The following is a 23757-nucleotide window of genomic DNA, read 5'->3' on the forward strand; positions in this document are numbered from 1 at the left end:
GAGTCTACGGGCGCAGGGTGCCCAGGTTCGCCAGCAGGAGCGTTTCGGCGAGACAGACTCGCTCGAACTCCGCGAGGTGCAGGCCCTCGTTGGCGCCGTGCGCACGCGTGTCGGGGTCCTCGACGCCCGTCACCAGGACGCTGGCGCCGGGGAAGGTCCGCAGGAACAGCTCGATGAACGGGATCGAGCCGCCGACCCCCATGTCGACCGGCGCCACTCCGTCCCACGCCTGGGTGAACGCGTCCCGCGCGATGTCGTACGCCGGACCGGTCGCGTCGATCGCGATCGGCTCACCGGTGTCCACGACCGTGAACCCGAGCTCGGCACCCCAGGGCAGGTGCGCCTCGAGGTGCTTGCGCAGGCACTCGGTGGCGTTCGAGGTCGTGTCGCCCGGGGCGATCCGCATCGAGATCCGGGCGCGCGCCGCCGGCACCAGCGTGTTGCTCGCCCCGAAGACCTGCGGCGCGTCGAGGCCGGTGATGCTCAGGGCGGGCTTGGTCCACAACCGCTCGACGATCGGCCCGGAGCCGATCCACTCGATGCTCGGCAGTGCCCCGGACTCCGCCCGGAGCCGCTCCTCGGGGTACTCCACGTCTGCGGCCGGGCCCTCGTGGAGCCCCTCGATGGCGAGGTTGCCCTGGTCGTCGTGCAGGGACGCGATGACCCGGGCCAGCGTCATCAGGGAGTCCGGGACGAGTCCGCCCCACATGCCGGAGTGCACGGCGTGGCTCAGCGTGCGGACCTCGATGTCGACGCGGACCAGGCCCCGCAGGCTGGTCGTCAGCGCCGGTACGCCGATGTCCCAGTTGCCGCTGTCGGCAATGACGATGACGTCGGCGGCGAGGGCGTCGGCCTCCTGGCGCAGCAGGGCCTCGAGGCTGTCGGAGCCGATCTCCTCCTCGCCCTCGACGAACACGGTGACCCCGATCGCGAGGTCGTCGGCCAGGGCCCTGATCGCCGCGAGGTGCGCGGCGATGCCGGCCTTGTCGTCGGCGGCACCGCGGCCGTAGAGCCGCTCACCGCGCTCGGTGGGCTCGAACGGCGGGGAGTCCCAGTCGGCGTGGTCGTTCTCGGGCTGCACGTCGTGGTGGGCATAGAGCAGGATCGTCGGGGCTCCCGCCGGGGCCGGCTTCGCGGCGATCAGTGCGGGCGCGCCACCGTCGGCGTTGGTGATCCGGACCGAGAAGCCCTCGGCCGCGAACAGGTCACGCACGGCCTCGGCGCTGCGCTGGACCTCGCCCGCGCGGGCCGGGTCGGCGCTCACCGACTGGATCCGGACCAGGTCCTCGAGGTTCTGACGGACGCCGGGGAGGACGGCCTGGACGCGGGAGCGGAGATCTGCGAGATCCATGGCGCCAACTCTAGGAGTGAGCGGCGCCGGTCCGCGCCCCGGGCGGCGGTCACGCAATGCCGGGATCGTCGTACTCTGTGCGCGTTTGCTGTGACCAGCGCCACCGTGTGCCGCGACAGGGAAGAGGACCGGCGTGACCGAGGGTGAGAGCGAGGGCCAGGCCGACGAGGCCTGGATCGAGCGCTCCCCGGACGAGATCGAGGCGCGCAATCAGCGCATCCACGAGCGGCGCGAGGCCCATCGTCGCAAGGTCAGGCTCCGCCGGCGGCGCAAGCGGATCGCGATCGGCGCAGGCGCCGCCCTGGTCGCCCTGCTGGTGCTGGCCGCGGGGTGGTTCGCGTGGGTGTTCGGCGGCCTCGACCGGCTGCCCGACTCCGTCGGCCAGGCCGGCGCCGAGGGGGCCGGCACGACCATCCTCCTCGTCGGCAGCGATCCCGGGGCGTCGGCGCCGTCGCGGAGCACCAGGATCGGCTGGCGCGATGACCTGGTCCGCAGCGACCTGGTGATGCTGCTCCACCTCACCGCGGACCACCGCGCCCTCTACGTCGTCTCGATCCCGGGCGACAGCATCGTCGACATCCCGGGCGTCGGCCCGGGCAAGCTGAGCGATGCCGCGACCGCCGGCGGACCGCGCCTGGTCGCACGCACGGTCGAGGAGGTCACGGGCACGCGGCTGGACCGGCTCGCGGTGCTCGACCTCAACGCGTTCCGCGAGATCGCCGACGTGCTCGGCGGTGTGGTCGTGAACGTCCCCAGCCCGATCTGCGACCTGCCGGCGGGCCCCCGGCGCTTCGACGGGCAGGGCGTCCTGGACTACATCAAGCTGCAGCCGTGCATGCCCGGCAAGGACCTCGACCGGGTGGCGCGCCAGCAGAGCCTGGTCCGGGCCCTCATGCACGGCGCGGTGGACGGCGGCACCTTCACCCACCCCCTCGCGGTCAGCAAGATGATGCGCGCGTCCGCGCGCCATCTCGCGCTGGAGCACGACTTCTCCTACCGCCGCATGCTGGGGCTGCTCTGGTCGATGCGGCACCTCCGGACCAGCACCACCACGTTCCTCACCGCCCCGGTCGCCGCCAACCCGCTGGCCACCGAGGACGGCACCGACTACGTCCTCCTGGACAAGACCGCCGACCAGGAGCTCTGGACCGCCTTGCGCGAGGACCGGCTCGCTGAGTACGTCGCGCTGCACAGCAACGCGGCTGCCACCGGCTAGCCGTGATGTCCGGGCACGTCAGCCCGGGGGCAGCGGGAGGTAGGGCGAGAGGTCCGCACGCTCGCCGGACGCCCGCACCCGACCGGCCGCCACCGCCTCGGCCCAGCTCAGCTCCCCGCTGGCCAGCGCCAGCCAGGTGTCGGGGTCGGTCTCGACGACGGCCCGCGGGGTGCCCCGCGTATGGGTGCCCCCACCGATCACCTGCACCGCTGCGTACGGCGGCACCCGGACCTCGACGGCCCGGCCGGGGGCACGGGCCTTCAGGGCCGCCAGTGACGCCTTGACCTGCTCCTTGGTCGCCGTCAAGCCTCGACCTCCGGCGCCGGCTGGACGACCTTCATCACGTGGTAGGTACGCCGGTCCTGGCCGTCGTCGGCGATCTCCTGGCTCCGGTCCTGCCAGCGCGCCTGGAGCGCCATCAGCTCCTCGGAGAGCTCCTTCGCCTCCGCCTTCGTGAGCCGGATCCAGTCGTCGCTGATCATCACGTGGTGCTCACGGCTCTTGCGGTTCGCGTACGCCCGATCGATCGCCGCCTTGGCGACCGCCGCGGCCTGCCCGCGCCACACGGCGACGGCCGACCTGCCGCCCGGCCCCTTCTCCATCTCGGTCAGCTCGAGGGTCAGGCCGTGCTCGTGGACCGGCCGCCAGACCCGATCGCGACCGTCACGGGCGAGCTCGGGCGCCTGCTCGACGAGGCCGTACTTGGCCAGCTGGCGGAGGTGGAAGCTCGCCTGGTTCGCCGGGATGCCGAGCACCTCGGCCACGTCAGCGGCACGCAGGTGGCCGGCGGCGGACAGCTCGCCGAGGATCCGGTTGCGCACCGGGTGGGCGATCGCCCGGAGGATCCGTGGGTCCGCGACGGAGCTCGACCCACTCGGGCCGGATGCCCTCCGCCTCGGTTTGTCGGTCATGGGTCCATGCTACCGATTATTTCGCAAGGGACATTGCGCACTAATACTTGCGCACTATATGTTGCGGATATGACGGGATTCCGGGACCTTCGCCGCAACCACGACTTCACGGTGCTCTGGGTGGGCCAGACGATCAGCGAGCTGGGCAGCCGGATCAGCATGTTCGTCTTCCCGCTGCTCGCCTACGCGATCACCGGTTCCGCACTGTGGGCAGCAGTTGCCGAGGCCGCGAACATCCTCGGCCTGGTCGGCATGCTGCTTCCCGCCGGCGTCCTCGCCGACCGGCTGCACCGGCGCCGGGTGATGCGTGCCGCCAGTGCGACGGGCACGGTGCTGTACGCCTCGCTGGTCGTCGCGCAGCTGACCATCGGCATCTCGATCGCACACCTCGTCGCGGTGGCGCTGCTCACCGGCGCAGCGGCCGGCCTCTTCGCCCCGGCGGAGACGTCGGCCATCCGCGCCGTCGTACCGGACGAGCAGCTGTCGGCAGCGCTCTCGCAGAACCAGGCACGCCAGCACATCGCCTCGCTCGTCGGAGGTCCGATCGGCGGCGCCGTCTTCAGCCTGGTCCGGTGGCTCCCGTTCGCGCTGGACGCCATGACCTACGCGGCCTCGTGGTTCCTGCTCGGTCGGATCCGCACCGACCTCTCGCCGGCGCCCCGGACCGGGCCTGCTCCGCGACTCCGGGAGAGCCTCGGGGAGGGCTTCCGGTTCATCCTGCAGCGCCCGCTGTTCCGCGTCCTGATGGTGTTCTCGGCGCTGCTGAACGTGCTGCTCAACGCGATGCTCTTCCTGGCGGTCCTGCGGCTGATCCAGGGCGGATTCGCGCCGGCGCAGATCGGGCTGGTCGAGACCTCGGCCGGCCTCTTCGGTGTGCTCGGTGCGGTGGCCGCCCCGTGGATCATCGACCGGTTCCGGACCGGGTCGATCACGATCGCCGTCGCGTGGAGCTGGGTGCCGCTGGCCCTGCCGCTGGTGTTCTGGAACAACCCGCTCGTCGTCGCGGCGTCGCTGTCGATCGGGCTCTTCTTCAACCCGGCCGGCAACGCGGGCATGGGCGCCTACCGGATGTCACTGACCCCGGCCGGCCTCCAGGGGCGGGTGCAGTCGGCCAACCAGTTCGCGGTGATGTCGATGATGCCGCTGTCCCCCGTGCTCGCCGGCGCCCTTCTCACCTGGCTCGGCGGCGGCGCGGCGATCGCCACCCTGGGCCTGCTGACCGCTCTCACGGCCTTGATCCCCACCCTGAGCCGATCGGTGCGCCGGGTGCCGCGCCCGGCGATCTGGCAGGCCGAGCTCCGGTCGAGTGCCGAAGTGGTCGCCCGGGCAGCCGCCTGAGCACTCGACCCGGTCAGCCGAGCGCAGCCGGCAGCGTCGCGGTCCAGGTGTCCCGGAGCTCGTCCAGGGGGATCTCGAACTGGCCGTCGACGTCGAGCGAGTCGCCGCCGGTCTGGCCGAGGCGCGACAGGGGTACGCCGTGCTCGAGCGCCAGCTCGGTGAGCCGGACCGTGTCGTCGGCCGCGACCGTGACCACCACCCGGCCGGCCGACTCGCTGAACAGGTCCACGAAGGCGTCCCCGGTCAGCGAGACCGTGGCGCCGACACCGTTGCGCAGGGCCGACTCCACGAGTGCCTGGGCCAGGCCGCCGTCGGACAGGTCGTGCGCAGAGGTGAGCAGCCCGACGCCGTCGGCGAGAAGCCGGGCCAGCGCCTGCTCGCCGGCAAGGTCGAGCACCGGCGGGTGGCCGCCGAGGTGCCCGTGCACGACGCTGGCCCACTCGCTGCCCGAGAGCTCCTCCCGGGTCGTCCCGAGCAGGAAGACCGGCTGGCCGGCCGCCTGGAAGCCGGTGGGTGTCCTCCTCGTGACGTCGTCGATCACCCCGAGCACCGCCACGACCGGCGTCGGCAGGATCGCCGTCTCGGCGGTCTGGTTGTAGAGGCTGACGTTGCCGCCGGTGACCGGGATGCCGAGCTCGAGGCACGCGTCCTTCAGGCCACGGCACGCCTCGGCGAACTGCCACATCACGGCGGGGTCCTCGGGCGAGCCGAAGTTCAGGCAGTCGCTGATCGCCAGCGGCCGCGCTCCCCCGGTCGCGACGTTGCGGTAGGACTCGGCGAGAGCGAGCTGCGCGCCGGCGTACGGGTCGAGCTTGGCGAAGCGCCCGTTGCAGTCGGTGGAGACCGCGACGCCGAGGTTGGTCTCCTCGTCGATCCGGATCATCCCGGAGTCCGAGGGCTGCGCGAGCACGGTGTTGCCGAGGACGTAGCGGTCGTACTGGTCGGTGATCCACGACTTGTCGCAGAGGTTCGGGCTCGCCGCCAGGCGCAGCACGGTGGCGCGCAGCTCGTCGCCGCCCGAAGGACGCGGCAGCGACTCGGCCCCGTCGGCCTGGAGCGCGTCCTGCCAGTCCGGGCGGGCCAACGGGCGCTGGTACGTCGGGCCCTCGTGGGCGACGGTGCGCGGCGGGACGTCGACGATCGTCTCACCGTGCCAGGTGATCTCGAGCCGGCCGCTGTCGGTGACCTCGCCGACCACGACCGCCTCGACGTCCCACTTCGCGCAGATCGCCATGAACGCTTCGACGTCGGCGGGCTCGACGACCGCCATCATCCGCTCCTGCGACTCGCTCATCAGGATCTCCTCCGGGGCCAGCGACGAGTCGCGCAGCGGAACCCGGTCGAGCTCGACCTGCATGCCGCCGTCGCCCGCGCTGGCCAGCTCGGAGGTGGCGCAGGACAGGCCCGCACCGCCGAGGTCCTGGATGCCCGCGACCACCCGGGCCGCGAACAGCTCGAGGGTGCACTCGATGAGCAGCTTCTCCATGAAGGGATCGCCGACCTGCACGCTCGGCCGCTTGGCGGGGCCGTCTGCGTCGAAGGTCTCCGAGGCGAGCACGCTGACGCCGCCGATGCCGTCCCCGCCGGTGCGGGCGCCGTACAGGATCACCTGGTTGCCGGCACCGCTCGCCTTCGCGAGGTGCAGGTCCTCGTGGCGCAGCACGCCGACGCACAGGGCGTTGACCAGCGGGTTGCCGAGGTAGCTCTCGTCGAAGACCGCCTCACCGCCGATGTTCGGCAGGCCGAGGCAGTTGCCGTAGCCGCCGACGCCGGCCACGATCCCGGGCAGCACGCGGTGGGTGTCGTCCGCGTCGAGAGGCCCGAAGCGCAGCGGGTCCATCACCGCGACCGGCCGGGCACCCATCGCCAGGATGTCGCGGACGATGCCGCCGACGCCGGTGGCCGCACCCTGGTAGGGCTCGACGTACGACGGGTGGTTGTGCGACTCGACCTTGAAGGTCACCGCATAGCCCTGGCCGACGTCGATCACGCCGGCGTTCTCCCCGATGCCGGCGAGCATCTTCCCGACGGGCGTCTCCTGCGGGATCTCGCTGAACTGCTTGAGATGGACCTTGGAGCTCTTGTAGGAGCAGTGCTCGCTCCACATCACCGAGTACATCGCCAGCTCGCTCGAGGTGGGTCGGCGACCGAGGATCTCGCGGATCCTGGCGTACTCGTCGGGCTTCAACCCCAGGTCGGCCCACGGCTGCTCGCGATCGGGATCGGCTGCCGCGACGGCGACTGTGTCGAGACGGGGGACGGTGCGGACATCAGTCACGCGCAAAATCTACCGTCCGATCGGTGGTGCTCTTCGCTGGGTCCGGCGGCGGGCGGAAATTCACTACCGGCGTAGTGAATCTCCGACTTCCCGTACGCAATCGCGATCGGGAAGCCCGTACTTCACTACTGGCGTAGTGAATTCGGCGCCGAACCGACCGTACGAACTACAGATCTGTAGTTCCCCGGAACTACTGTTACGGCTGTTACTCCTGTGGTTATCGTGACCAAACGCCCACCCTGGAGTGACCGAAATGCCTTCCTTGCCACGACTTCGCCGGACCCTGGCCGGCCTCACGATTGCGGGGCTCGCCGCGACCGTGGGTCTCACCGCGTCGTCGTCGACCGCGACCTCGCCGAACGCGGTCACCCCCGGCACCATGGTCGGCTACGGCTTCGACCAGTGCGAGGCGCCGAGCCAGGCCGCCATGACCGCATGGCTGGCGTCGTCGCCGTTCCGCGCGGTGGGGATCTACATGTCGGGGGCGCTGCGGTTCTGCCAGGCGCAGACCAACCTCACCCCGACCTGGGTGAGCACCCAGCTGGCGACGGGATGGCGGCTGCTGCCCATCCACCTCGGGGCGCAGGCCTCGTGCACCACCCGCGACCGGTACCAGAAGGACAAGATCAGCGCGGACGCCACCAACAACTACGGGGCGGCCCGGACCCAGGCGCGTGTCGAGGCCACGCAGGCCGTCGCCGCGGCCCAGAGCCTCGGCATCGTCGCCGGGAGCACGATCTACTACGACCTCGAGGCCTTCAACGCCTCGATCGCGTCGTGCCGGATGTCGTCGCTGTGGTTCCTGAGCGCCTGGACCCGCAAGCTGCACGCGACCGGCTACGTCTCAGGCGTCTACTCCAGCGCCCTCTCGGGGATCAAGGTCCTCGACGACGCCCGCGTGACGCCCGGCAACCGGGCGACCATGCCCGACCAGATCTGGATCGCGGACTGGAACGGCAGGGCCGACGCGAGCTCTGCGTTCATCCGGCCCGACGGCTGGGCGGGGAAGAGGATCCACCAGTACCAGGGCGGCCACAACGAGACCTGGGGCGGCGCGACGATCAACATCGACCGCAACTACCTCGACCTGAGCGGCACTGCACCGACGCCGCCTCCGCCTCCGCCGGCCGACAAGCTGAGCGACCCGAGGTGCACGCCGGCCGCGATCAGCCGTACGGCGTACCGGGACACCGCGCCGCAGGAGCGGACCTCCCTGCACCTCGCCCTGCAGTGCCTGCTCAAGCAGCAGGGCCTCTACGACCGGTCGGTGTCCGGCACCTGGAACGCCGCGACGACCGCGGGGGTGAAGGGCTGGCAGGCGCGGGTCCACCACCGCGTCCAGAAGGCGTTCACCCGCTCGGACTGGACCTCGCTCCTCGCGGCGGGCACCACCCGGAGCGTGCTCCAGGCCGGCGTGCGCAGCGACGACGTGGTCCGGGCCCAGCGGGCGCTGAACGCGGCGATCTCCCCCCACCTGAGCGTGACCGGCGCCTACAACCGCGCGACGCGGGCTGCGGTGCGGGAGTACCAGCACCGCGTCGGCATCAGCCCGACCGGGGTGGTCGCGACGAAGACCTGGGCCGCACTGCGGAAGGGACGCCGATGATCCTCGGGGGCAAGGGCGAGACGAAGACAAGCCCGGCCGAGCCCGAGGTGGAGGAGCCGCCGGCGCCCTCGCTGCCGAAGCCGCGCAGCGCGACCCCCGCCGAGTGAGCCACGGCATGCCGATCCGGCCGCCTCACGGCGGCTGACCGAGAGGTTGGGACCGGCCCCTAGGCCGAGAGCAGGCTGGCGGCGCCGAGCGACGCGAAGAAGCCCAGCCCGTCGGTGCCCGGGCCGCAGAGGTCCTCGATGGCGTGCTCGGGGTGCGGCATGAGGCCGACGACGTTGCCGGTTTCGTTGCTGATCCCCGCGATCGCACGCTGCGAGCCGTTCGGGTTGCCGACGTAGCGGGCCACGACCCTGCCCTCGGCCTCGAGCTGGTCGAGCGTGCGGTCGTCGGCGACGAAGGAGCCCTCACCGTTCTTCAGCACGATGGTGACCTCCTGCCCGGCGGCGTACGCCGAGGTCCAGGCGGTGCGATTGCTCTCGATCACCAGTCGCTGGTCGAGGCAGCCGAACTTGCGGTGGTCGTTGCGGATCAGCGCACCGGGGAGCAGGTGCGACTCGCACAGGATCTGGAAGCCGTTGCAGATGCCGAGCACCGGCATCCCGCCCTTGGCGGCGTCGACGACGGCGGACATCACCGGCGCGAACCGGGCAATCGCGCCGCAGCGCAGGTAGTCGCCGTAGGAGAAGCCGCCGGGCAGGATCACCGCGTCCACGTCGGACAGCGTGCGGTCGCCGTGCCAGATCGCGACGGCCTCGTGCCCGGCGACCCTGGCCGCCCGGCGCGCGTCGGCGTCGTCGAGCGATCCGGGGAAGGTGATCACGCCGACCTTCACGCGCGGGCCTCCGCGCCCGGCGCCTCGAGGACGCGCACGGCGTAGTCCTCGATCACCGGGTTGGACAGCAGCGTCTCGGCCATCTGCTCGACCTCGGCCAGGCGCGCGGCCGTGAGCTCGCCGTCGATCTCCAGCTCGAACCGCTTTCCCTGGCGTACGTCGGTGACACCCTCGAATCCGAGCCGGGGCAGCGCGCCGAGCACGGCCTTGCCCTGGGGATCGAGAATTTCCGGCTTGGGCATGACGTCGACGACGACCCGGGCCACGGGGACTCCTCTGCAGCGGGATGCTTCCGCGGCGAGTCTAACGGTGGAGGCGACCGCCACGGACCGGCGACCGGCCGTCAGGCGGCCAGCCGCGCGCCGAGACGCGCGAACGCCTTGCGGGCCGCGCGCTGCCAGAAGAGGTTGAACACCGGCATGCCGAGCCTGGCGACCGCGTTGGCCGGGTGGACCGCCCAGCTCCAGGTGACCGACGTGCCCTCGCCGGCCGGCGAGAAGGAGAACCGGCCGTCGATGCCGCGCACGAGCGGCTTCATCGGGCCCTTGATCTCACTGAGCCGGTAGCGGTAGTCGCCCGCGGCACGGTCGGCGACGACCAGCGTCTCCAGGATGGTGCCGCCGTCGCCCAGGACGATCGTCCGGGTCTGGCCGACCGTGCCCCACCGGCCGTCCTGCCCACGGCACTCGCGCACCGGCGGGATGGGCCCGCTCCGGTCTCCGAGGAGCTCCTCGAGCGGCAGGTCGACGAGCGCGTCGTAGGCGTCCTCGGATCGGGCAGGGAGCACGGTCGAGGCGGTCAGCTGGTACGGCGTGGCCATGTGCGCACCCTACTGAGCGGTCGTGCCGCCCACCGGTCGGTAGGCGCAGTCGTCGTTGGCGTCGCTGGCCCTGCTCGGCTCGGCGTCCGCCGTGCTCGTGGAGGTCGGGGAGCCGCTCGAGGTGGGTGACGAGGGGGTGGCGGCTCCCGCCGTACCGGTGGCGGATCCCGCAGCGCGGGCCGGCCTCAGTGCCTGCTGCACGGCAGCGTGCACGTAGTCGAAGTCCGGGTCGTTGGGGTTGAACGCGTCACTCAGCTCGAAGCCGACGGACTTGATCGGCACGTCCTTGACCTTGCCGGCCAGGTCGACGAACGCCGGCAGCAGCTTGGCCGGGATGTCGGTGCGGACGATGTCCTTGCTGGTCGCTGCGAGCTTCGTGTACCGCTTGAGCATCTTGACCGGGCTGGCCTCCTCGACGATCGCGTTGATGGCGCAGCGCTGTCGCTCCATCCGCTTGTAGTCGGTCGACCCGTAGCGTCCGCGCGTGAACCAGAGCGCCTGGAACCCGTTCAGCCGCTGGCTCGGCCCCGGCTGCAGGTAGTCGTCGGGAGCGATGTGCGCGTCGGTGTTGCCGCCGATCGGGACCGGCTCGTTGATGTTGACGGTGATGCCGCCCATGGCGTCGACGAGCCGCTGGAAGCCGGCGAGGTTGACCAGGACGTAGTAGTCGACGCGGATCCCGAGAGCTCCGGCGACGGCGAGCTTCACGGCGTCGGCGCCCTCGTTGGCCGTCTTCCCGAGGACCCCGGGGTGCAGCGCCGGGACGTCGCGGTAGACCGCGTTGAGGAAGTAGTTCGCATTGGGCTCGCTGCTGCCGTCGGTGAACCCGTCGGGGTAGATCTCCGCGAGCTTCGAACCCGGCTGGAACGGCACCCGCTCCAGGTTGCGCGGCAGGCTGAACAGCACCGTGCGGCCGGTCTTGGTGCTGATGCTGGCCAGGATCACCGAGTCGGTGCGTACGCCGGGCCGGTGGACGGCGCCGTCGCCACCGAGGAGCAGGACGTTGACCCGGTCTCGCTTGCCCCACGGGTTCGCGGCGGTGACCTTCGGCGTGGTCGCACTGGCTTGGTCACCGAAGACGCTGCCGATCAGGTCGCGCTGCACGACGGCGTACTTGGCCCCGACCGCCATCGGAGCGGTCACCGCACCGCACATCAGGGCGACGCCGACGGCGCCGAGGATCCGCAGCGGCCGCGTGGCGGTGTGCACGCGGTGACGTGCGTAGGTGCGCCAGATCAAAGCGACCCACAGCACCCACACGATGACGATGCCGGCGATCACCCAGGCCAGGGCGGCCGGGTCGAGCGCGAGGTCGAGCATCCGCGACGACGACGTGCGCACCACGATCCAGCTGGCTACCGACAGCAGCAGCGCCGGCGCCAGGGTCGCGACCAGCGCACGCCGCAGCGCCCGCCCGACCTGGTCGGGGCGGACCGCCTTGTGTCGTCCCGTGTGAAGCGGGACGCTCCCCGACGCCCTGGGCACGGGCGAATCCTAGGTGCTGAACCCACTGGTGCCGAATCGTGCGGCGAGCGGTTCAGTCCACCAGCTCACGCTTGAGGATCTTGCCGGTGGCGGTCATCGGCAGCGAGGGCACGAAGCTGACCAGCCGCGGGTACTTGTACGACGCCATCTGCTCCTTGCCCCAGGCGAGAAGCTCCTCCTCGGTGACCGACGCGCCCTCGTTGAGGATCACGAACGCCTTGATCTCCTCGCCGTGCGACTCGTGGGGTACGCCGACGACGGCGGCCAGCGAGACGTCCGGGTGGGTCATCAGGACCTCCTCGATCTCGCGCGGGTACACGTTGTAGCCACCGCGGATGATCATGTCCTTGGACCGGTCGACGATGTAGTAGAAGCCCTCCTCGTCGCGTCGTGCGAGGTCACCGGAGCGGAACCAGCCGCCGCGCATGACCTCGGCCGTCGCCTCGGGCCGGTTTAGGTAGCCCTTCATGATGTTGTGCCCGCGGATCGCGATCTCGCCTATCTCCTCGGAGCCCTCGACGGTGTTCCAGTCGTCGTCGATGAGCTTGCACTCGACACCCCAGATCGGGATGCCGATCGACCCGGGCCGTGGCTCCCGGTCCGGGTCGCTGAAGGTCGCGACCGGCGAGGTCTCCGAGAGCCCGTAGCCCTCGAGCAGGGTCACGCCGAGCCTCTCCCGCACGTCCTTGATGATCTCGACCGGCAGGCTGGCGCCGCCGGAGACGCCGACGCGCAGGTTGTCGGCGATGCGCTTCACGTCCACGTCGGCGGTGAGCGCCCCGAGCAGCCCCCACCACATCGTCGGCACGCCCGCGAAGAACGTGACGTCCTCGGACTGGAGCAGCCCGATCGCCGCCTGGGCGTCGAACCTGGGCAGCAGCACGAGGGTCGCGCCCATCGAGAAGCCCGCGTTCATCTGCACCGTCGAGCCGAACGAGTGGAAGAGCGGCAGCGTCACCAGGTGCACGTCGGTGCCGGGGGTCGAGCCGAAGAGCCGGTTGCAGGTCAGTGCGTTGAGCACCAGGTTGGAGTGCGAGAGCTCCGCGCCCTTCGGCTGTCCGGTGGTCCCGCTGGTGTAGAGGATCACCGCGGTGTCGGTCTCGGCGGCCGCGACGGCCTCGAACACCGGCGACCGGTCCTTCAGCAGCTGGCCGAGCGTGCGGGTGCCCTCGATCGGGGACGCCGCACCGGGGTCAGCCGTGACCAGGACGAACTCGGGGTCGGCCGAGGCCTGCTGCAGGCCGGCGTACCCCTCCTGGCCCATCGGAAGCTCCGGCGTCCCCTCGAAGCAGAGGTAGACCTTGGCATCCGCGTCGTCGAGGTAGTAGGCCACCTCACGGCCCTTGTTGAGCACGTTGAGCGGGACCACGACACCGCCGGCCTTGAGGATGCCGTAGTAGACGACGGGGAAGTAGGGCAGGTTCGGGCAGGTGAGCGCCACTCGGTCGCCCGGCGAGACGCCGAGATCGACGAGCAGGTTGGCGACCTGGTTGGCCATCGCGTCGACCTGGGCGTAGGTGAGCCGGCTCTCCCCGAGCACCAGGGCGTCGCGGTCGGGGAAGCGGCGGGCACTGTCCTCGAGGAAGATCGACAGGTTGTACACGGGCGCGGCCTCCTGGGGTCGGTTGACGCCAACCTAGTGTCAGCCGGTGCGCTCGGAAAGGATCCGCGACGCCCGTCTCAGGTCCCGCGGGACGGCGAGCCGCGCGGCCGGTCCCAGCACCGGACCAAGTGGACGGGCGAGACCGTGACCGGTCACCACGAACCGCGCGCTGACGTCGCACCCCTGCGCTGCCGGCCGGAACCGCAGGGTCAGGGTCGCCTCGATCCCCCGCCAGCGACCGCGCTCGGTCCACGTGAGCGGCCGCTCCAGCGCGGTCGTCTCCATCGCCGCCCTGACGCCGACGCGGGTGGAGTCGAGCCAGGTCTGGCCGACGCGCGGACGTCCGTCGACGCGCTCCACCGCGCGCAGCGACGACTGCCACTCCGGCCGGTTGCGGGGGTCGACGAGGTAGTCGAAGGCGACCTCGACGGGGACGTCGAAGCCGACCGGGTGCATCAGAACCGTTCGCCGGTGAGCAGCTCGTAGGCCTCGACGTAGCGCGAGCGCGTGCGCTCGACCACGGCTTCCGGGAGCGGTGGCGGGGCATGGCCCGCGCTCCTGTCCCAGCCGCTCTCCGGGGACGTGAGCCAGTCACGGACGATCTGCTTGTCGTACGACGGCTGGCTGTGCCCGGGCGCCCACTCGGCGGCGGGCCAGAACCGGGAAGAGTCGGGAGTGAGCACCTCGTCGGCGAGCACGGTGGTGCCGTCGGTCCGGGTGCCGAACTCGAGCTTGGTGTCGGCCACGATGATCCCGCGCTCACGGGCGATCTGCTCGGCCCGGGCGTAGACGGCCAGGGTCAGGTCGCGCAGGCGCGACGCCGCGTCGGCGCCGACGGTCGCCTCCACGGCGGCGTACGAGACGTTCTCGTCGTGGTCGCCCAGGGCGGCCTTGGTGGCGGGCGTGAAGAGCGGCTCGGGCAGCCGGCTGCCGTTGTCCAGCCCGGGTGGGAGCGCGATGCCGCAGACCTCGCCCGACGCGCGGTAGTCGAGCAGGCCCGAACCGGCGAGATAGCCGCGGGCCACGCACTCGACCGGGAACATCGAGAGCTCCTCGCAGATCACCGCACGGCCGGCGACCTCGTCGGGCACGACCGTGGACACGACGTGGTTGGGCACGAGGTCGGCCAGCTGGTCGAACCACCACAGCGAGATCCGGGTCAGGATCGCGCCCTTGTCCGGGATCGTGGAGTCGAGGACGAAGTCGTAGGCGGAGATGCGGTCGCTGGCGACCATGAGCAGCATCCCCGCGTGGTGGCCTTCGCTGATCCGGTAGAGGTCGCGCACCTTCCCCGAGTGCAGCGGCACGGCGCCGTCGATCGGAGGGGCCGGCGGGATGTTCAGGTCGCCCACCCGCGGAGCCTAGCGGGCCGCGTGGAGTGGTGGGTCGGCGCGCTCGCACAGGGACATGCGAATGTCGCGGGAGGGACTGGTGCGAGCACCACCGGCCTCGCGCGCGACAATTGCATGTCGGCGTACGTCGGCGCCGGTGCCAGGGCCCGGCCCTGGCCCTACTGCTCGGCCGGGGCGGCCCAGCGGTTCGCGAGCAGCTGGTGGCTCGGGGTGTCGTCGAGGGACTGCATCGACTCGTAGATCCGGTCGTACGACGTCTCGGCGATCCGCCACACGCCGTCGTCCTCGCGGCGGTAGCGGTCGTGGTAGTAGCCGGCGCCGCGGATCAGCACGCGGAAGTCGGGGGCGATCACGGTGTCCTCGAAGCCCCACGACCCGGTGGCGTCGTCACCGTCGACGTCGATCTCGGGGTGCTGGGCCACGTGCATGGTGATGATGCCGCCGGCGAGCTTCTCGCGCATGAACGCCACGATCGTGTCGCGCCCGCGCAACGGCTCCATGTCGCCGTACACCTTGGTGCCGTAGTGGCCCACGGCGTCGGCGGTGAAGGTGTCGGCGTACTCGTCCCAGAGCTTGAGGTCCAGCGTCCGGAAGTAGCGGTACTTCAGTCGGCGGATCTGCTCCAGCGCCTCGAGGTCCATGCCCCGAAGCATTCCAGCCCGGAATCCCCCAGACAAGAACCAATTCTAGTTCTGGTCGGATCCGGGGAGGCCGGACAGCTCCGACCACAGGGCCGGATCGTCCAGGCGCAGCCGCGCCCGGGCCTTCGCGCGGTACCGCACGACCTGGGTGAGGCCCACGCCCCACAGGACGTACTGGAAGCTCATCGCCCACCGGAACGCACCCGGCGTGTAGTCGCTCGACGACCCGGGCGTGCGCCAGTCGAGGATCAGCCCGATCGCGATCACCAGGACCAGGCTGGCGTAGAATCCGCCCTGGTTGATGATCCCCGTCGCACTGGCGAGCTGGTGGGGTGGGTTCGAGGTCCGGCCGAGGTCGAAGCCGATCATCGAGGCCGGCCCGCCGACCCCGGTGACCACGACGAGCCAGACGAGCAGCGCGAGCGGCGCATTGCCCGGCCAGAGCAGGACGACCGTCCAGGAGACGGCGATCGTCGTGACGATGCCGATCACCAGGGTCGAGCGCTGCCAGGGCCGCACCGTGATCCGCCAGCCCAGCACCGGGCCGGCCGCCATGATGGCCACCACCATCAGGGTCAGCAACGAGCCTGCCTCCGCGTCGCTGAGCCCCTCGCCCTTCACCAGGAACGGGTAGCCCCAGAGCAGTCCGAGCACCGTCGCGCTGAACTGCGTCGAGAAGTGCATCCAGAAGCCGAGGCGGGTGCCCGGGTGCTCCCACGACTCCGCGAGCCGGGTCCGGATGTCGCGCAACCCCAGTGCGGCACCACGCTGGGTGCGCGACCCGGGCGCGTCGTGGACGACCACGAGCAGCGCGACGACCATCACGATGCCCAGCGACGCCGCCAGCAGGTAGGCGCGGGTCCAGCCCAGGTGCGAGAGCGCCCAGGTCATCGGGACGGCGGCGACCACGGCACCGAGCTGGCCCAGGACGCCGGTCAGCTGGATGACCAGCGGGATCCGGCGGGGAGCGAACCAGGTGTTGACCAGCCGCAGCACGCAGATGAACGTCATCGCATCGCCCATCCCCACGAACAGCCGCGCCACCAGGGCCAGCCCGTAGGTGTCGGCGAACGCGAACCCCGCCTGCGCGCAGGTGAGGACCGACGCTCCGACCAGGAGCACGGAGCGCGCCCCGAACCGGTCGACGAGCAGGCCGACGGGGATCTGCATGCCGGCGTACACGAGGAGCTGGAGCATCGTGAACGTGGCCAGCTGGACCGCGGAGATCCCGAAGCGCTCGGTCGCGGCGAGCCCGGCGACGGCGAGCGAGGAGCGGTGGAACACGGCGAGCAGGTAGACCAGGAGGCCGACCACCCAGACGGCGATGGCCTGGCGCAGCCGCGCCTCGACCAGGCCCGCGGGGCGGGCGGGAACATCCCCTGCTGCCACGGACGACATGCTCGCAGGCGCCGTCGGCCGGGCCGCGGCCGGTGCAGGATTGCCGCATGTGGCACAACCTGATGCACCTCGACATCTCCGTGTGGGAGAAGATCGTCCGCACGGTCGCCGTGTACGTCGTCCTGGCCGTGCTGGTCCGGCTCGCGGGGAAGCGCGACCTGGCCCAGCTCAACGCCTTCGACCTCGTCGTGGTGCTGCTGCTCAGCAACGTCGTGCAGAACGCGATCATCGGACCTGACGACAGCCTGCTCGGCGGCGTCATCGGCGCCTGCGTGCTGATCGGTGCCAACGCCGGCGTGGTGCGGGCCGCCCGCAGCGACGAACGGGCCGCCCGGCTGCTCGAGGGCAGCGCGACCACGCTGGCCTTCGACGGCAGCTGGGACGACGGCGCCCTGCGCCGCGAAGGGCTGCGCAAGGCGGACGCGGAGGCGGCACTGCGCCGTCAGAACGCCAACAACATCCGGGAGACGCAGAAGGTGACCATCGAGCCGGGCGGCGCGATCATCGCGAGCCTGCGCGACGACCTGCAGTCGGCCACCCACGCCGACATCGCCCGCCTCGAGGCGAAGCTCGACGCGCTGCTCGCGCGCGGCTGAGGCACGCAGAAGCCGGGCGACCGCGACCCCCAGTCACGATCGCCCGGCCGGCTCTTGCGTCCGGCTCAGCCGGTCAGCACCCGATGCCCAGCAGCGTGCACAGCGGCCCGCCGCCACCGCCACCACCGGTGCCCGCGGGCAGGCCGCCCAGCAGGCCGGTCACGGTGCCGAGGATTCCCTGCAGCGCGGTCGTGTCGAGCGTTCCCGGCACCGGTACGCCGGACAGGCCGCTGAGCTCCTCGATGACGTGCTCGACCAGCGCCAGGACGACGGTCGGGTCGGCAGAGCCGCCGAGCAGCGCTGCGAGCTGCTCGGGCGAGAACACGCTGCCCAGCAGGACGGTCAGGTCGTCCAGCGACGGCGCACCGGCGTTGAACCCGCTGAGCAGGCCGTTGAGCTGGCCGGCGTCGAGCTGGCTGGTGACCCCCGGCAGCAGCGACTCGAGGAGCGTGGTGAGCTGGCTGAGGTCCATGACCTTGCCGGCAGCGCCGGTCACGACGCTGAGCAGGCCGAGCTGCATGCCGGTGCCGGCGGCACGTGCGCTCGAGTTCGGGGCCGAGCAGGCGTAGCCGACGCGGGCTTCCTGGACGTGCACCTCGTGCGTGCGGGCCGCGTACCGGGCCTTGGCGTGCCTCAGGTGGCGCTTGGCCTTCCTGATCGCGGCCGCGCGGTGGGTGTGCCGTGCCTTGCGCAGCGCCTTGCGTGCCTTGACCACCCGGTGCTGCGCGTCGGCCTGTGCGGACCTGGCGAGAGCCAGCCCGGTCTGGGCCTGGGCGCACTCGGCGGTCACGCTGGCCCGGGCCGGCGAGGCGACGCGCGCGTTCGCGCTCTGGAGCAGCCCGGGAGCCACCGCCAGGGCCGCGGTCACGGCGACGGTCGCGAGGGTCGAGACGAAGCGCTTTCGGACAAACATGCAGGTTCCTTCCGGTCGTCCCCCGTATTGGACGTCAGCGGACCCCATCGGCAGGCGGCCGCCGGACCTGAGCAGAAGGCGCACGAGTTCGAGGACGCCGGTTGAGGCGCCGATCCGGGCTCTGGCACCGTTGGCCCATGCCCGAGTCACCCGAGGACCTGTACGCCCGGATCGTCGCGCTGGTGGGTGAGGACGGTCGTCTGCCGATGTCGCCGGTCGCCGAGTGGGACGTCTTTCCGTGGGAGGTGGTCGACGGAGCGTTGCAGCCGAAGGTCGTCGGGCCCCCGCTCGCCGCCGAGGCTCCACGAGCCGGCGACCCCGGCGGGAAGCCGTGCCCCACGTGCGCCGGCGACGGCTCGGACTGGATCTGGGAGAACGACCGCTGGTTGCTCAAGCCCCTGCACCGGGCCGGGCTGCCGCTGGTGCTGCTGCTCGAGACCCGCGAGCACCTCGACTACACCGACTTCGGCGACGACCTGGCCGCCGAGTTCGGCAGGCTCAGCGTGTGGCTGTCGCGGATCATGACCAACCTGCCGCACGTCGGCCGGGTGCACGTAATGCGGATCGGCGACGGCGGCTCACACGTCCACGTCTGGCACATCGCCCGCCCGGAGCGGATGTCGCACATCCTCGGCTCGATGGCGCTCGAGTGGGACGAGATGCTCCCGCCCCCGCCCGAGGACGTCTGGCGCGCCGACCTCAGGTCCGTCGCACAGCGGCTGGCCACCCACGACGGCCGCGCCCTCGTCTGACCCCGAGCGGGCAGAAACGCACCGCGCCAGTACGCCGAGCGGGCACAAACGCATCCTCCATGCGCGCCGAGCGGGCACAAACGCACCGGGCCGGTACGCCGACCCGGCGTCCGTGATCCTGGTTTGCTGCCGGTTGGCCGCCATTGCGCGCAGCGTTTCTGCCCGCTCGCGGCCATTTCGCGCCGCGTTTCTGCCCGCTCGCGGCCCTCCCGCGCTGCGTTTCTGCCCGCTCGCCGCGCTCCCGCGCTGCCTTTCTGCCCGCTCGCCGCGCCCCCGCGCAGCGTTTCTGCCCGCTCGCGGCCCTCCCGCGCAGCGTTTCTGCCCGCTCGGCGCTCGGTCAGCGGCGCTCGTTGCCCCAGTCGACGAAGCCGCTCGGGTCGTGCCGGCCGAAGGTGCCGTGCTCGAAGAGGCCGTGGCCGACGGCGCCGTCGCAGGTGGCCCGGGCGGCATGGTCGGTGACGCCGAACGGCATCCGCGCGGCGATCTCCGGGTCGACCAGGGAGTGCGTGACCCGCTCGGCGAACGCCTCGCCCTTCCACTGGCCGTGGGTCCACTCCGGGTCACCGCCGTAGCCGCCACCGACGTGCAGGGTGACCGAGGTTCGCGGCTCCACGTCGACGACCACCGGCTTCCCGCCCCAGCCGGTGCAGGTCAGGCGCGCATGCGTGGGCGTGCGGGTGCCGGGGACGTAGTCGATCTCGACCTGCGGCCAGCCCAGCTGCTCGACGCGGCCGTCACGCCAGATCCGGGTGGCGTCGTTGAGGGTGCGGAAGCCGTCGGCGTCCTCCTGGGCGATCACCACGACGGCGTACTCCTCGAAGCGCAGCGGCACGTAGAGCCACCAGAAGCCCTCCATCGGCGGATCCTGCGGCCGGCCCGCCGGCTCGGCCTCTCCCACGGGGCGGATGCCCCACGAGCGGTCCCGGCTGCCCATCCACCGGTCCGGTGTCACGGCGGTCTCCTCGCCGTCGACGACGAGGGTGCCGCTCCAAGAGCCGAGCTGCGCGAACCGCTGGGCGTCCAGCGTCGGGCGGACGCCGTTGAGCATCAGGTGCGGCTGCTCCTGCACGACGTCGAACGATCCCTCCCAGGTCAGGTCGAAGGCGATGCCCTCGGTCTCCTCCAGGAGCAGACGGACCCTGCGGAGCGGCTCGACGACCTCGATGCGATACGCCCCGACCCGCTGGTCGAGCCGGTTGTCGTCGATCGCGTCGGAGAGGCGCACGCCGGTCTGGGTGTCGCCCCGCCGGAGCAGCACGTAGGCGTCCTTCACCCCGAGGTTCGGGTAGTAGCCCAGGCCGGTCACCAGCATCAGGTCACCGGCGTCGTCCGAGGTGTCCATCGCGTTGAAGTAGCACCGGTCGTAGAAGTTCCGGTCGCTGCTGGTCGGCCGGGAGATCGGCAGCGGTGCCTGGTGGACCGGGTACTCGTCCATCGGGCCGATGTTCCCGCGCGACCTCATGCGCCGGCCTCGTCGAGGAGCCGCGAGAACAGCGGCGCGTGGTGCATGAGCGCATCCGGCGTCTCCGGCAGCTCGATCTCACCGAAGTGCGCCTGCCGGGTGCCGGTGCGCATGAACACCACCGCCCAGATCAGGCCTGAGTAGATCTGGAACCAGGTCAGGTCACCCACGTCGGCGCCGGTGATGCCGGAGTACGTCGCCCGGACGTCGTCCTCACGGAGCACGTCGGGCAGTCCGGGCAGCTCGAAGGTCTCGGCCAGCGTCTGGAAGACGCGGTGTGCGAAGACCAGCCAGCCGAGGTCGAGCTCGCGCGGGCCGAGCCCCGCCATCTCCCAGTCGAGCACCGCCACCGGGGAGAACTCGCGGTAGAGCACGTTGCCGATCCGGGCGTCGCCCCAGGAGAGCACGACGTTCGCGGGGACGTCGGCCGCCGGCCAGTGGCTGTCGAGCCAGGCGACCGCACGGTCGGCGAGGGCGGAACGGTCCAGGTCCCTGGCGGCCCACTCGTACCACGCGCGGGTCTTCTCGAAGTGCCGCCGCAGCGGCGTCGGGCCGGCGTGCTCGCGATCGTCGAGGAACGCGAACGTCTGCGCTGCGTCCGGGATCTGGTGCAGCCCCGCGATGGCCGCGACGGTGCTGTCCTGCAGCCGCCGCCGATCCTCCGCAGGCGCGTCGAAGAACCAGTTCTCGCCGAAGGTGTAGGGCATCACGTCCGGCGGCACGATGCCGTCGACGCGCTCCATGAAGAAGAACGGCGCGCCGAGCACCTCGCCGGTCGGCTCCAGCCACCGGGGCGAGGGGACCGGGACATCGCTGAGGTCGTGGACGAGCCGGATCGCGTCGTACTGGTGGTCGAGCCGGTACGCCGCGAACACCGGCACGTCCTCGGCCGACGGCGCCATCCTGACCACGAAGGCGTGCGTGCGGCGGTCACCCTCCTCGGTCCAGGTCACGTCGGCGAGGATGGTCTCGCTGGACATGCCGTTGGCGTCCGAGCCCGCGTGCAGCGTCACCTCGGGACCGGCTCCGGCGGGCAGCTGCGTGGCCAGCCAGGCCGCCACCCTGTCTGCCATCGCCGCGGCGTCCCGGCTGCTGCGCTGGAGGGTGAACTCGGGATCGAGGGTGCTCATCCCGCCAGAGAACTAGAACGTGTTCTGTTCTGTCAATGGTGCGGACCGGCGACGGGTCTCCTTGAGCCGCGCGACAGACGTCAGGCGGTGGGAGACGCCGGGGTGACCGGTGCCGGGGTGGTGCAGTTGTGGCGCATCTGCAGGTTCACGTCGTGCGCCTTCGCGGTCATCTTCGCCAGCCGCGCCTCGGCGGCTGCCAGACGGGCCTCGGCGCGCGCGAGGTCTGCGTCGGCCTGGCTGTGCTCGGCCTTCTTGACGGCGACCTTGGCCAGCGCGGCGTCACGGTGGGCGTTGGCCTTCTTCTCCTTGGCGTGCGCGAGTGCGGCCCTGGAGTTCTGGCAAGACGTGGCCGGCTGGTCGACGGCGTCCGCGGACGCAGGCGCCCCCAAGGCGAGTGCACCGAGGACGGCCCCCGCGAGGACCTTGGCACTCATGGACGTGGTGACGGACATGTGGATCTCCCCAGCTTGTCGGCGTGGTCTGCCCTGCCATCGTGCGGCACCGGCTGCCCGAATGGTGATAAATCGGATATTTCACCCAGCATTCGAGACGTCCTGCAGGTTCGTCGAGTCGCTCGACTAGAGGATCGCGCCCGGCGAGTACGCCGCGGCAGCCGGATCGGTGGCCACGACGTCCTCGATCCGGCGTACGACCGCCTGCACCTGGGCGACCGCAGCGCCGGTGAACTCGATCGGGTCGGCGACCAGCGAGGCGATCTGGTCACGGGTCAGGCCCAGGCGCTCGTCCTTGGCCAGGCGGTCGAACAGGTCGTTGTCGGTGCGGCCCTGGCGCATCTCCAGGGCGACCCCGACGGCGTGCTGCTTGATCGCCTCGTGCGCGGCCTCGCGGCCCACGCCGTTGCGGACCGCGGTCATCAGCACCTTGGTGGTGGTGAGGAACGGCAGGTAGCGGTCGAGCTCGCGCTGGATCACCGCCGGGAACGCGCCGAACTCGTCGAGCACGGTGAGGAAGGTCTGGAAGAGCCCGTCGCAGGCGAAGAACGCGTCCGGCAGCGCGACCCGGCGCACCACGGAGCAGGAGACGTCGCCCTCGTTCCACTGGTCGCCGGCGAGCTCGCCGACCATGGAGAGCTGGCCGCGAAGGACCACGGCGAGGCCGTTGACCCGCTCGCAGGAGCGAGTGTTCATCTTGTGCGGCATCGCCGACGACCCGACCTGGCCCTCCTTGAAGCCCTCGGTGACCAGCTCGATCCCGGCCATCAGCCGGATCGTGGTGGCCAGGTTGGAGGGACCGGCGGCCAGCTGCACCAGCGCCGAGACGACGTCGAAGTCGAGCGACCGCGGGTAGACCTGGCCGACGCTGGTGAGCACGTCACCGAAGCCGAGGTGGGAGGCGACCCGCTCCTCGAGGGTCGCCAGCTTGTCGGCGTCGCCGTCGAGCAGGTCGAGCATGTCCTGGGAGGTGCCCATCGGGCCCTTGATGCCGCGCAGCGGGTAGCGGGCGAGCAGGTCGTCGAGGCGGGCGAGCGCGACCAGCATCTCGTCGGCGACGGTCGCGAACCGCTTCCCGAGCGTGGTCGCCTGCGCGGCCACGTTGTGCGAGCGCCCGGCCATCACCAGCGCCTGGTGCTCGCTCGCGAGCCTGCCCAGGCGCGCGAGCGTCGCGACCGCACGCTGCCGGACCAGCTCGAGCGACTGCCGGATCTGCAGCTGCTCGACGTTCTCGGTCAGGTCGCGCGAGGTCATCCCCTTGTGCACGTGCTCGTGGCCGGCCAGCGCGTTGAACTCCTCGATGCGCGCCTTCACGTCGTGGCGGGTGACCCGCTCACGCGCGGCGATCGAGTCGAGGTCGACCTTGTCGAGCACGGCCTCGTAGTCCTCGACCACGCCGTCCGGTACGTCGACCCCGAGGTCGCGCTGGGCCCTCAGGACGGCGAGCCACAGCTGGCGCTCGAGCAGGATCTTGTGCTCCGGGGACCAGAGCGCGGCGAGGTCCGCCCCGGCGTACCGGGTTGCCAGGACGTTCGGCACGGCGACGTGGGGGTGGCTCACCGCCGAATTCTCCCACGCCGTCCCGGTGGGCCGGCTGTCGGCGCGGTGTGCGAGA

23 protein-coding genes are annotated in these 23757 nt (G+C 71.4%); 5 read left to right on the forward strand and 18 right to left on the reverse strand.

What is annotated here, in order from left to right; all coding sequences use genetic code 11:
• Positions 1-4: 4 nt before the first annotated feature.
• Complete coding sequence (locus ACVW00_RS18970; protein WP_457112451.1) at positions 5-1351, reverse strand: M20/M25/M40 family metallo-hydrolase; 1347 nt, start codon at positions 1349-1351, stop codon at positions 5-7.
• 133 nt (positions 1352-1484) lie between these two features.
• Between ACVW00_RS18970 and ACVW00_RS18975 the strand changes: the two genes are divergently transcribed.
• Positions 1485-2567 carry an LCP family protein gene (locus tag ACVW00_RS18975; protein ID WP_457112452.1) on the forward strand — a complete coding sequence of 361 codons (1083 nt, stop codon included), beginning with the start codon at positions 1485-1487 and terminating at the stop codon, positions 2565-2567.
• An 18-nt stretch (positions 2568-2585) separates the two neighbouring features.
• Here ACVW00_RS18975 and ACVW00_RS18980 read toward each other — a convergent pair whose 3' ends face one another.
• On the reverse strand, positions 2586-2873 hold the full coding sequence (locus ACVW00_RS18980; protein ID WP_457112453.1) for a sterol carrier family protein: 288 nt from the start codon (positions 2871-2873) through the stop codon (positions 2586-2588).
• Positions 2870-3478 (reverse strand): helix-turn-helix domain-containing protein, encoded by a 609-nt coding sequence (locus ACVW00_RS18985; protein WP_457112454.1) that lies wholly within the window; start codon positions 3476-3478, stop codon positions 2870-2872. Before ACVW00_RS18985 ends, ACVW00_RS18980 begins: the two co-directional genes overlap by 4 nt.
• A 69-nt stretch (positions 3479-3547) precedes the next feature.
• Between ACVW00_RS18985 and ACVW00_RS18990 the strand changes: the two genes are divergently transcribed.
• Positions 3548-4816, forward strand: a complete 1269-nt coding sequence (locus tag ACVW00_RS18990; protein WP_457112455.1) for an MFS transporter — start codon at positions 3548-3550, stop codon at positions 4814-4816.
• A gap of 13 nt (positions 4817-4829) precedes the next feature.
• Here the strand turns inward: ACVW00_RS18990 and purL are convergent, their stop codons facing one another.
• Positions 4830-7094, reverse strand: coding sequence for a phosphoribosylformylglycinamidine synthase subunit PurL (gene purL, locus ACVW00_RS18995; protein WP_457112456.1), 2265 nt, complete (start codon positions 7092-7094; stop codon positions 4830-4832).
• A gap of 253 nt (positions 7095-7347) precedes the next feature.
• Here purL and ACVW00_RS19000 point away from each other — a divergent pair, with 253 nt between their 5' ends.
• The gene (locus ACVW00_RS19000) at positions 7348-8700 is read left to right on the forward strand and encodes a glycoside hydrolase domain-containing protein (protein ID WP_457112457.1); all 1353 of its coding nucleotides are present in this window, start codon (positions 7348-7350) and stop codon (positions 8698-8700) included.
• A 166-nt stretch (positions 8701-8866) separates the two neighbouring features.
• On the opposite strand, the gene purQ is transcribed toward ACVW00_RS19000, so the two are convergent.
• From purQ to ACVW00_RS19045, 9 genes are all read right to left on the reverse strand, one after another.
• Complete coding sequence (gene purQ / locus ACVW00_RS19005) at positions 8867-9538, reverse strand: phosphoribosylformylglycinamidine synthase subunit PurQ (RefSeq protein ID WP_457112458.1); 672 nt, start codon at positions 9536-9538, stop codon at positions 8867-8869.
• Positions 9535-9804: a phosphoribosylformylglycinamidine synthase subunit PurS gene (gene purS, locus ACVW00_RS19010; protein WP_457112459.1), complete on the reverse strand. Its 270-nt coding sequence runs from the start codon at positions 9802-9804 to the stop codon at positions 9535-9537. Before purS ends, purQ begins: the two co-directional genes overlap by 4 nt.
• Positions 9805-9881: 77 nt before the next feature.
• A complete protein-coding gene (locus ACVW00_RS19015) occupies positions 9882-10358 on the reverse strand; it encodes an SRPBCC family protein (protein ID WP_457112460.1) in 477 nt (158 codons plus the stop codon).
• 9 nt (positions 10359-10367) lie between these two features.
• A complete protein-coding gene (locus tag ACVW00_RS19020) occupies positions 10368-11843 on the reverse strand; it encodes an LCP family protein (protein WP_457112461.1) in 1476 nt (491 codons plus the stop codon).
• A gap of 52 nt (positions 11844-11895) precedes the next feature.
• Entirely contained in the window at positions 11896-13446 is a 1551-nt protein-coding gene (locus ACVW00_RS19025) for a long-chain-fatty-acid--CoA ligase (RefSeq protein ID WP_457112462.1), read from the reverse strand.
• 39 nt (positions 13447-13485) lie between these two features.
• On the reverse strand, positions 13486-13902 hold the full coding sequence (locus ACVW00_RS19030; protein WP_457112463.1) for an SRPBCC family protein: 417 nt from the start codon (positions 13900-13902) through the stop codon (positions 13486-13488).
• Complete coding sequence (locus tag ACVW00_RS19035) at positions 13902-14798, reverse strand: phosphoribosylaminoimidazolesuccinocarboxamide synthase (RefSeq protein WP_457112464.1); 897 nt, start codon at positions 14796-14798, stop codon at positions 13902-13904. Before ACVW00_RS19035 ends, ACVW00_RS19030 begins: the two co-directional genes overlap by 1 nt.
• A 158-nt stretch (positions 14799-14956) precedes the next feature.
• Entirely contained in the window at positions 14957-15439 is a 483-nt protein-coding gene (locus ACVW00_RS19040; protein WP_457112465.1) for a nuclear transport factor 2 family protein, read from the reverse strand.
• Positions 15440-15484: 45 nt separating this feature from the next.
• The gene (locus tag ACVW00_RS19045; RefSeq protein WP_457112466.1) at positions 15485-16828 is read right to left on the reverse strand and encodes an MFS transporter; all 1344 of its coding nucleotides are present in this window, start codon (positions 16826-16828) and stop codon (positions 15485-15487) included.
• Positions 16829-16884: 56 nt separating this feature from the next.
• Here ACVW00_RS19045 and ACVW00_RS19050 point away from each other — a divergent pair, with 56 nt between their 5' ends.
• Positions 16885-17433, forward strand: coding sequence for a DUF421 domain-containing protein (locus tag ACVW00_RS19050; RefSeq protein WP_457112467.1), 549 nt, complete (start codon positions 16885-16887; stop codon positions 17431-17433).
• A gap of 73 nt (positions 17434-17506) precedes the next feature.
• Here the strand turns inward: ACVW00_RS19050 and ACVW00_RS19055 are convergent, their stop codons facing one another.
• Complete coding sequence (locus ACVW00_RS19055; protein ID WP_457112468.1) at positions 17507-18346, reverse strand: hypothetical protein; 840 nt, start codon at positions 18344-18346, stop codon at positions 17507-17509.
• A 137-nt stretch (positions 18347-18483) separates the two neighbouring features.
• Between ACVW00_RS19055 and ACVW00_RS19060 the strand changes: the two genes are divergently transcribed.
• Positions 18484-19098: a hypothetical protein gene (locus ACVW00_RS19060; RefSeq protein WP_457112469.1), complete on the forward strand. Its 615-nt coding sequence runs from the start codon at positions 18484-18486 to the stop codon at positions 19096-19098.
• A gap of 337 nt (positions 19099-19435) precedes the next feature.
• On the opposite strand, the gene ACVW00_RS19065 is transcribed toward ACVW00_RS19060, so the two are convergent.
• The 4 genes from ACVW00_RS19065 to purB all read right to left on the reverse strand — a co-directional run bounded on the left by ACVW00_RS19065 (position 19436) and on the right by purB (position 23702).
• The gene (locus ACVW00_RS19065) at positions 19436-20533 is read right to left on the reverse strand and encodes a hypothetical protein (RefSeq protein ID WP_457112470.1); all 1098 of its coding nucleotides are present in this window, start codon (positions 20531-20533) and stop codon (positions 19436-19438) included.
• 23 nt (positions 20534-20556) lie between these two features.
• Complete coding sequence (locus ACVW00_RS19070; protein ID WP_457112471.1) at positions 20557-21690, reverse strand: phosphotransferase family protein; 1134 nt, start codon at positions 21688-21690, stop codon at positions 20557-20559.
• A gap of 80 nt (positions 21691-21770) precedes the next feature.
• A complete protein-coding gene (locus ACVW00_RS19075) occupies positions 21771-22142 on the reverse strand; it encodes a hypothetical protein (RefSeq protein WP_457112472.1) in 372 nt (123 codons plus the stop codon).
• Positions 22143-22268: 126 nt separating this feature from the next.
• On the reverse strand, positions 22269-23702 hold the full coding sequence (purB, locus tag ACVW00_RS19080; RefSeq protein WP_457112473.1) for an adenylosuccinate lyase: 1434 nt from the start codon (positions 23700-23702) through the stop codon (positions 22269-22271).
• Between the last annotated feature and the right edge of the window lie 55 nt (positions 23703-23757).

This window comes from Marmoricola sp. URHA0025 HA25, from assembly GCF_054059435.1.

Bases quoted from the DNA above. Each gene is read 5' to 3' on its own strand.
- ACVW00_RS19030 (WP_457112463.1), bottom strand. From the start codon at position 13,902: ATGCACCCGGTCGGCTTCGACGTCCCCGTCGAGGTCGCCTTCGACTAC.
- ACVW00_RS19060 (WP_457112469.1), top strand. From the start codon at position 18,484: ATGCCCGAGTCACCCGAGGACCTGTACGCCCGGATCGTCGCGCTGGTG.
- ACVW00_RS18970 (WP_457112451.1), bottom strand. From the start codon at position 1,351: ATGGATCTCGCAGATCTCCGCTCCCGCGTCCAGGCCGTCCTCCCCGGC.
- ACVW00_RS19055 (WP_457112468.1), bottom strand. From the start codon at position 18,346: ATGTTTGTCCGAAAGCGCTTCGTCTCGACCCTCGCGACCGTCGCCGTG.
- ACVW00_RS19000 (WP_457112457.1), top strand. From the start codon at position 7,348: ATGCCTTCCTTGCCACGACTTCGCCGGACCCTGGCCGGCCTCACGATT.
- ACVW00_RS18990 (WP_457112455.1), top strand. From the start codon at position 3,548: ATGACGGGATTCCGGGACCTTCGCCGCAACCACGACTTCACGGTGCTC.
- ACVW00_RS19065 (WP_457112470.1), bottom strand. From the start codon at position 20,533: ATGGACGAGTACCCGGTCCACCAGGCACCGCTGCCGATCTCCCGGCCG.
- ACVW00_RS19050 (WP_457112467.1), top strand. From the start codon at position 16,885: ATGTGGCACAACCTGATGCACCTCGACATCTCCGTGTGGGAGAAGATC.
- ACVW00_RS19015 (WP_457112460.1), bottom strand. From the start codon at position 10,358: ATGGCCACGCCGTACCAGCTGACCGCCTCGACCGTGCTCCCTGCCCGA.
- ACVW00_RS19070 (WP_457112471.1), bottom strand. From the start codon at position 21,690: ATGAGCACCCTCGATCCCGAGTTCACCCTCCAGCGCAGCAGCCGGGAC.
- ACVW00_RS19075 (WP_457112472.1), bottom strand. From the start codon at position 22,142: ATGTCCGTCACCACGTCCATGAGTGCCAAGGTCCTCGCGGGGGCCGTC.
- ACVW00_RS18985 (WP_457112454.1), bottom strand. From the start codon at position 3,478: ATGACCGACAAACCGAGGCGGAGGGCATCCGGCCCGAGTGGGTCGAGC.
- ACVW00_RS19040 (WP_457112465.1), bottom strand. From the start codon at position 15,439: ATGGACCTCGAGGCGCTGGAGCAGATCCGCCGACTGAAGTACCGCTAC.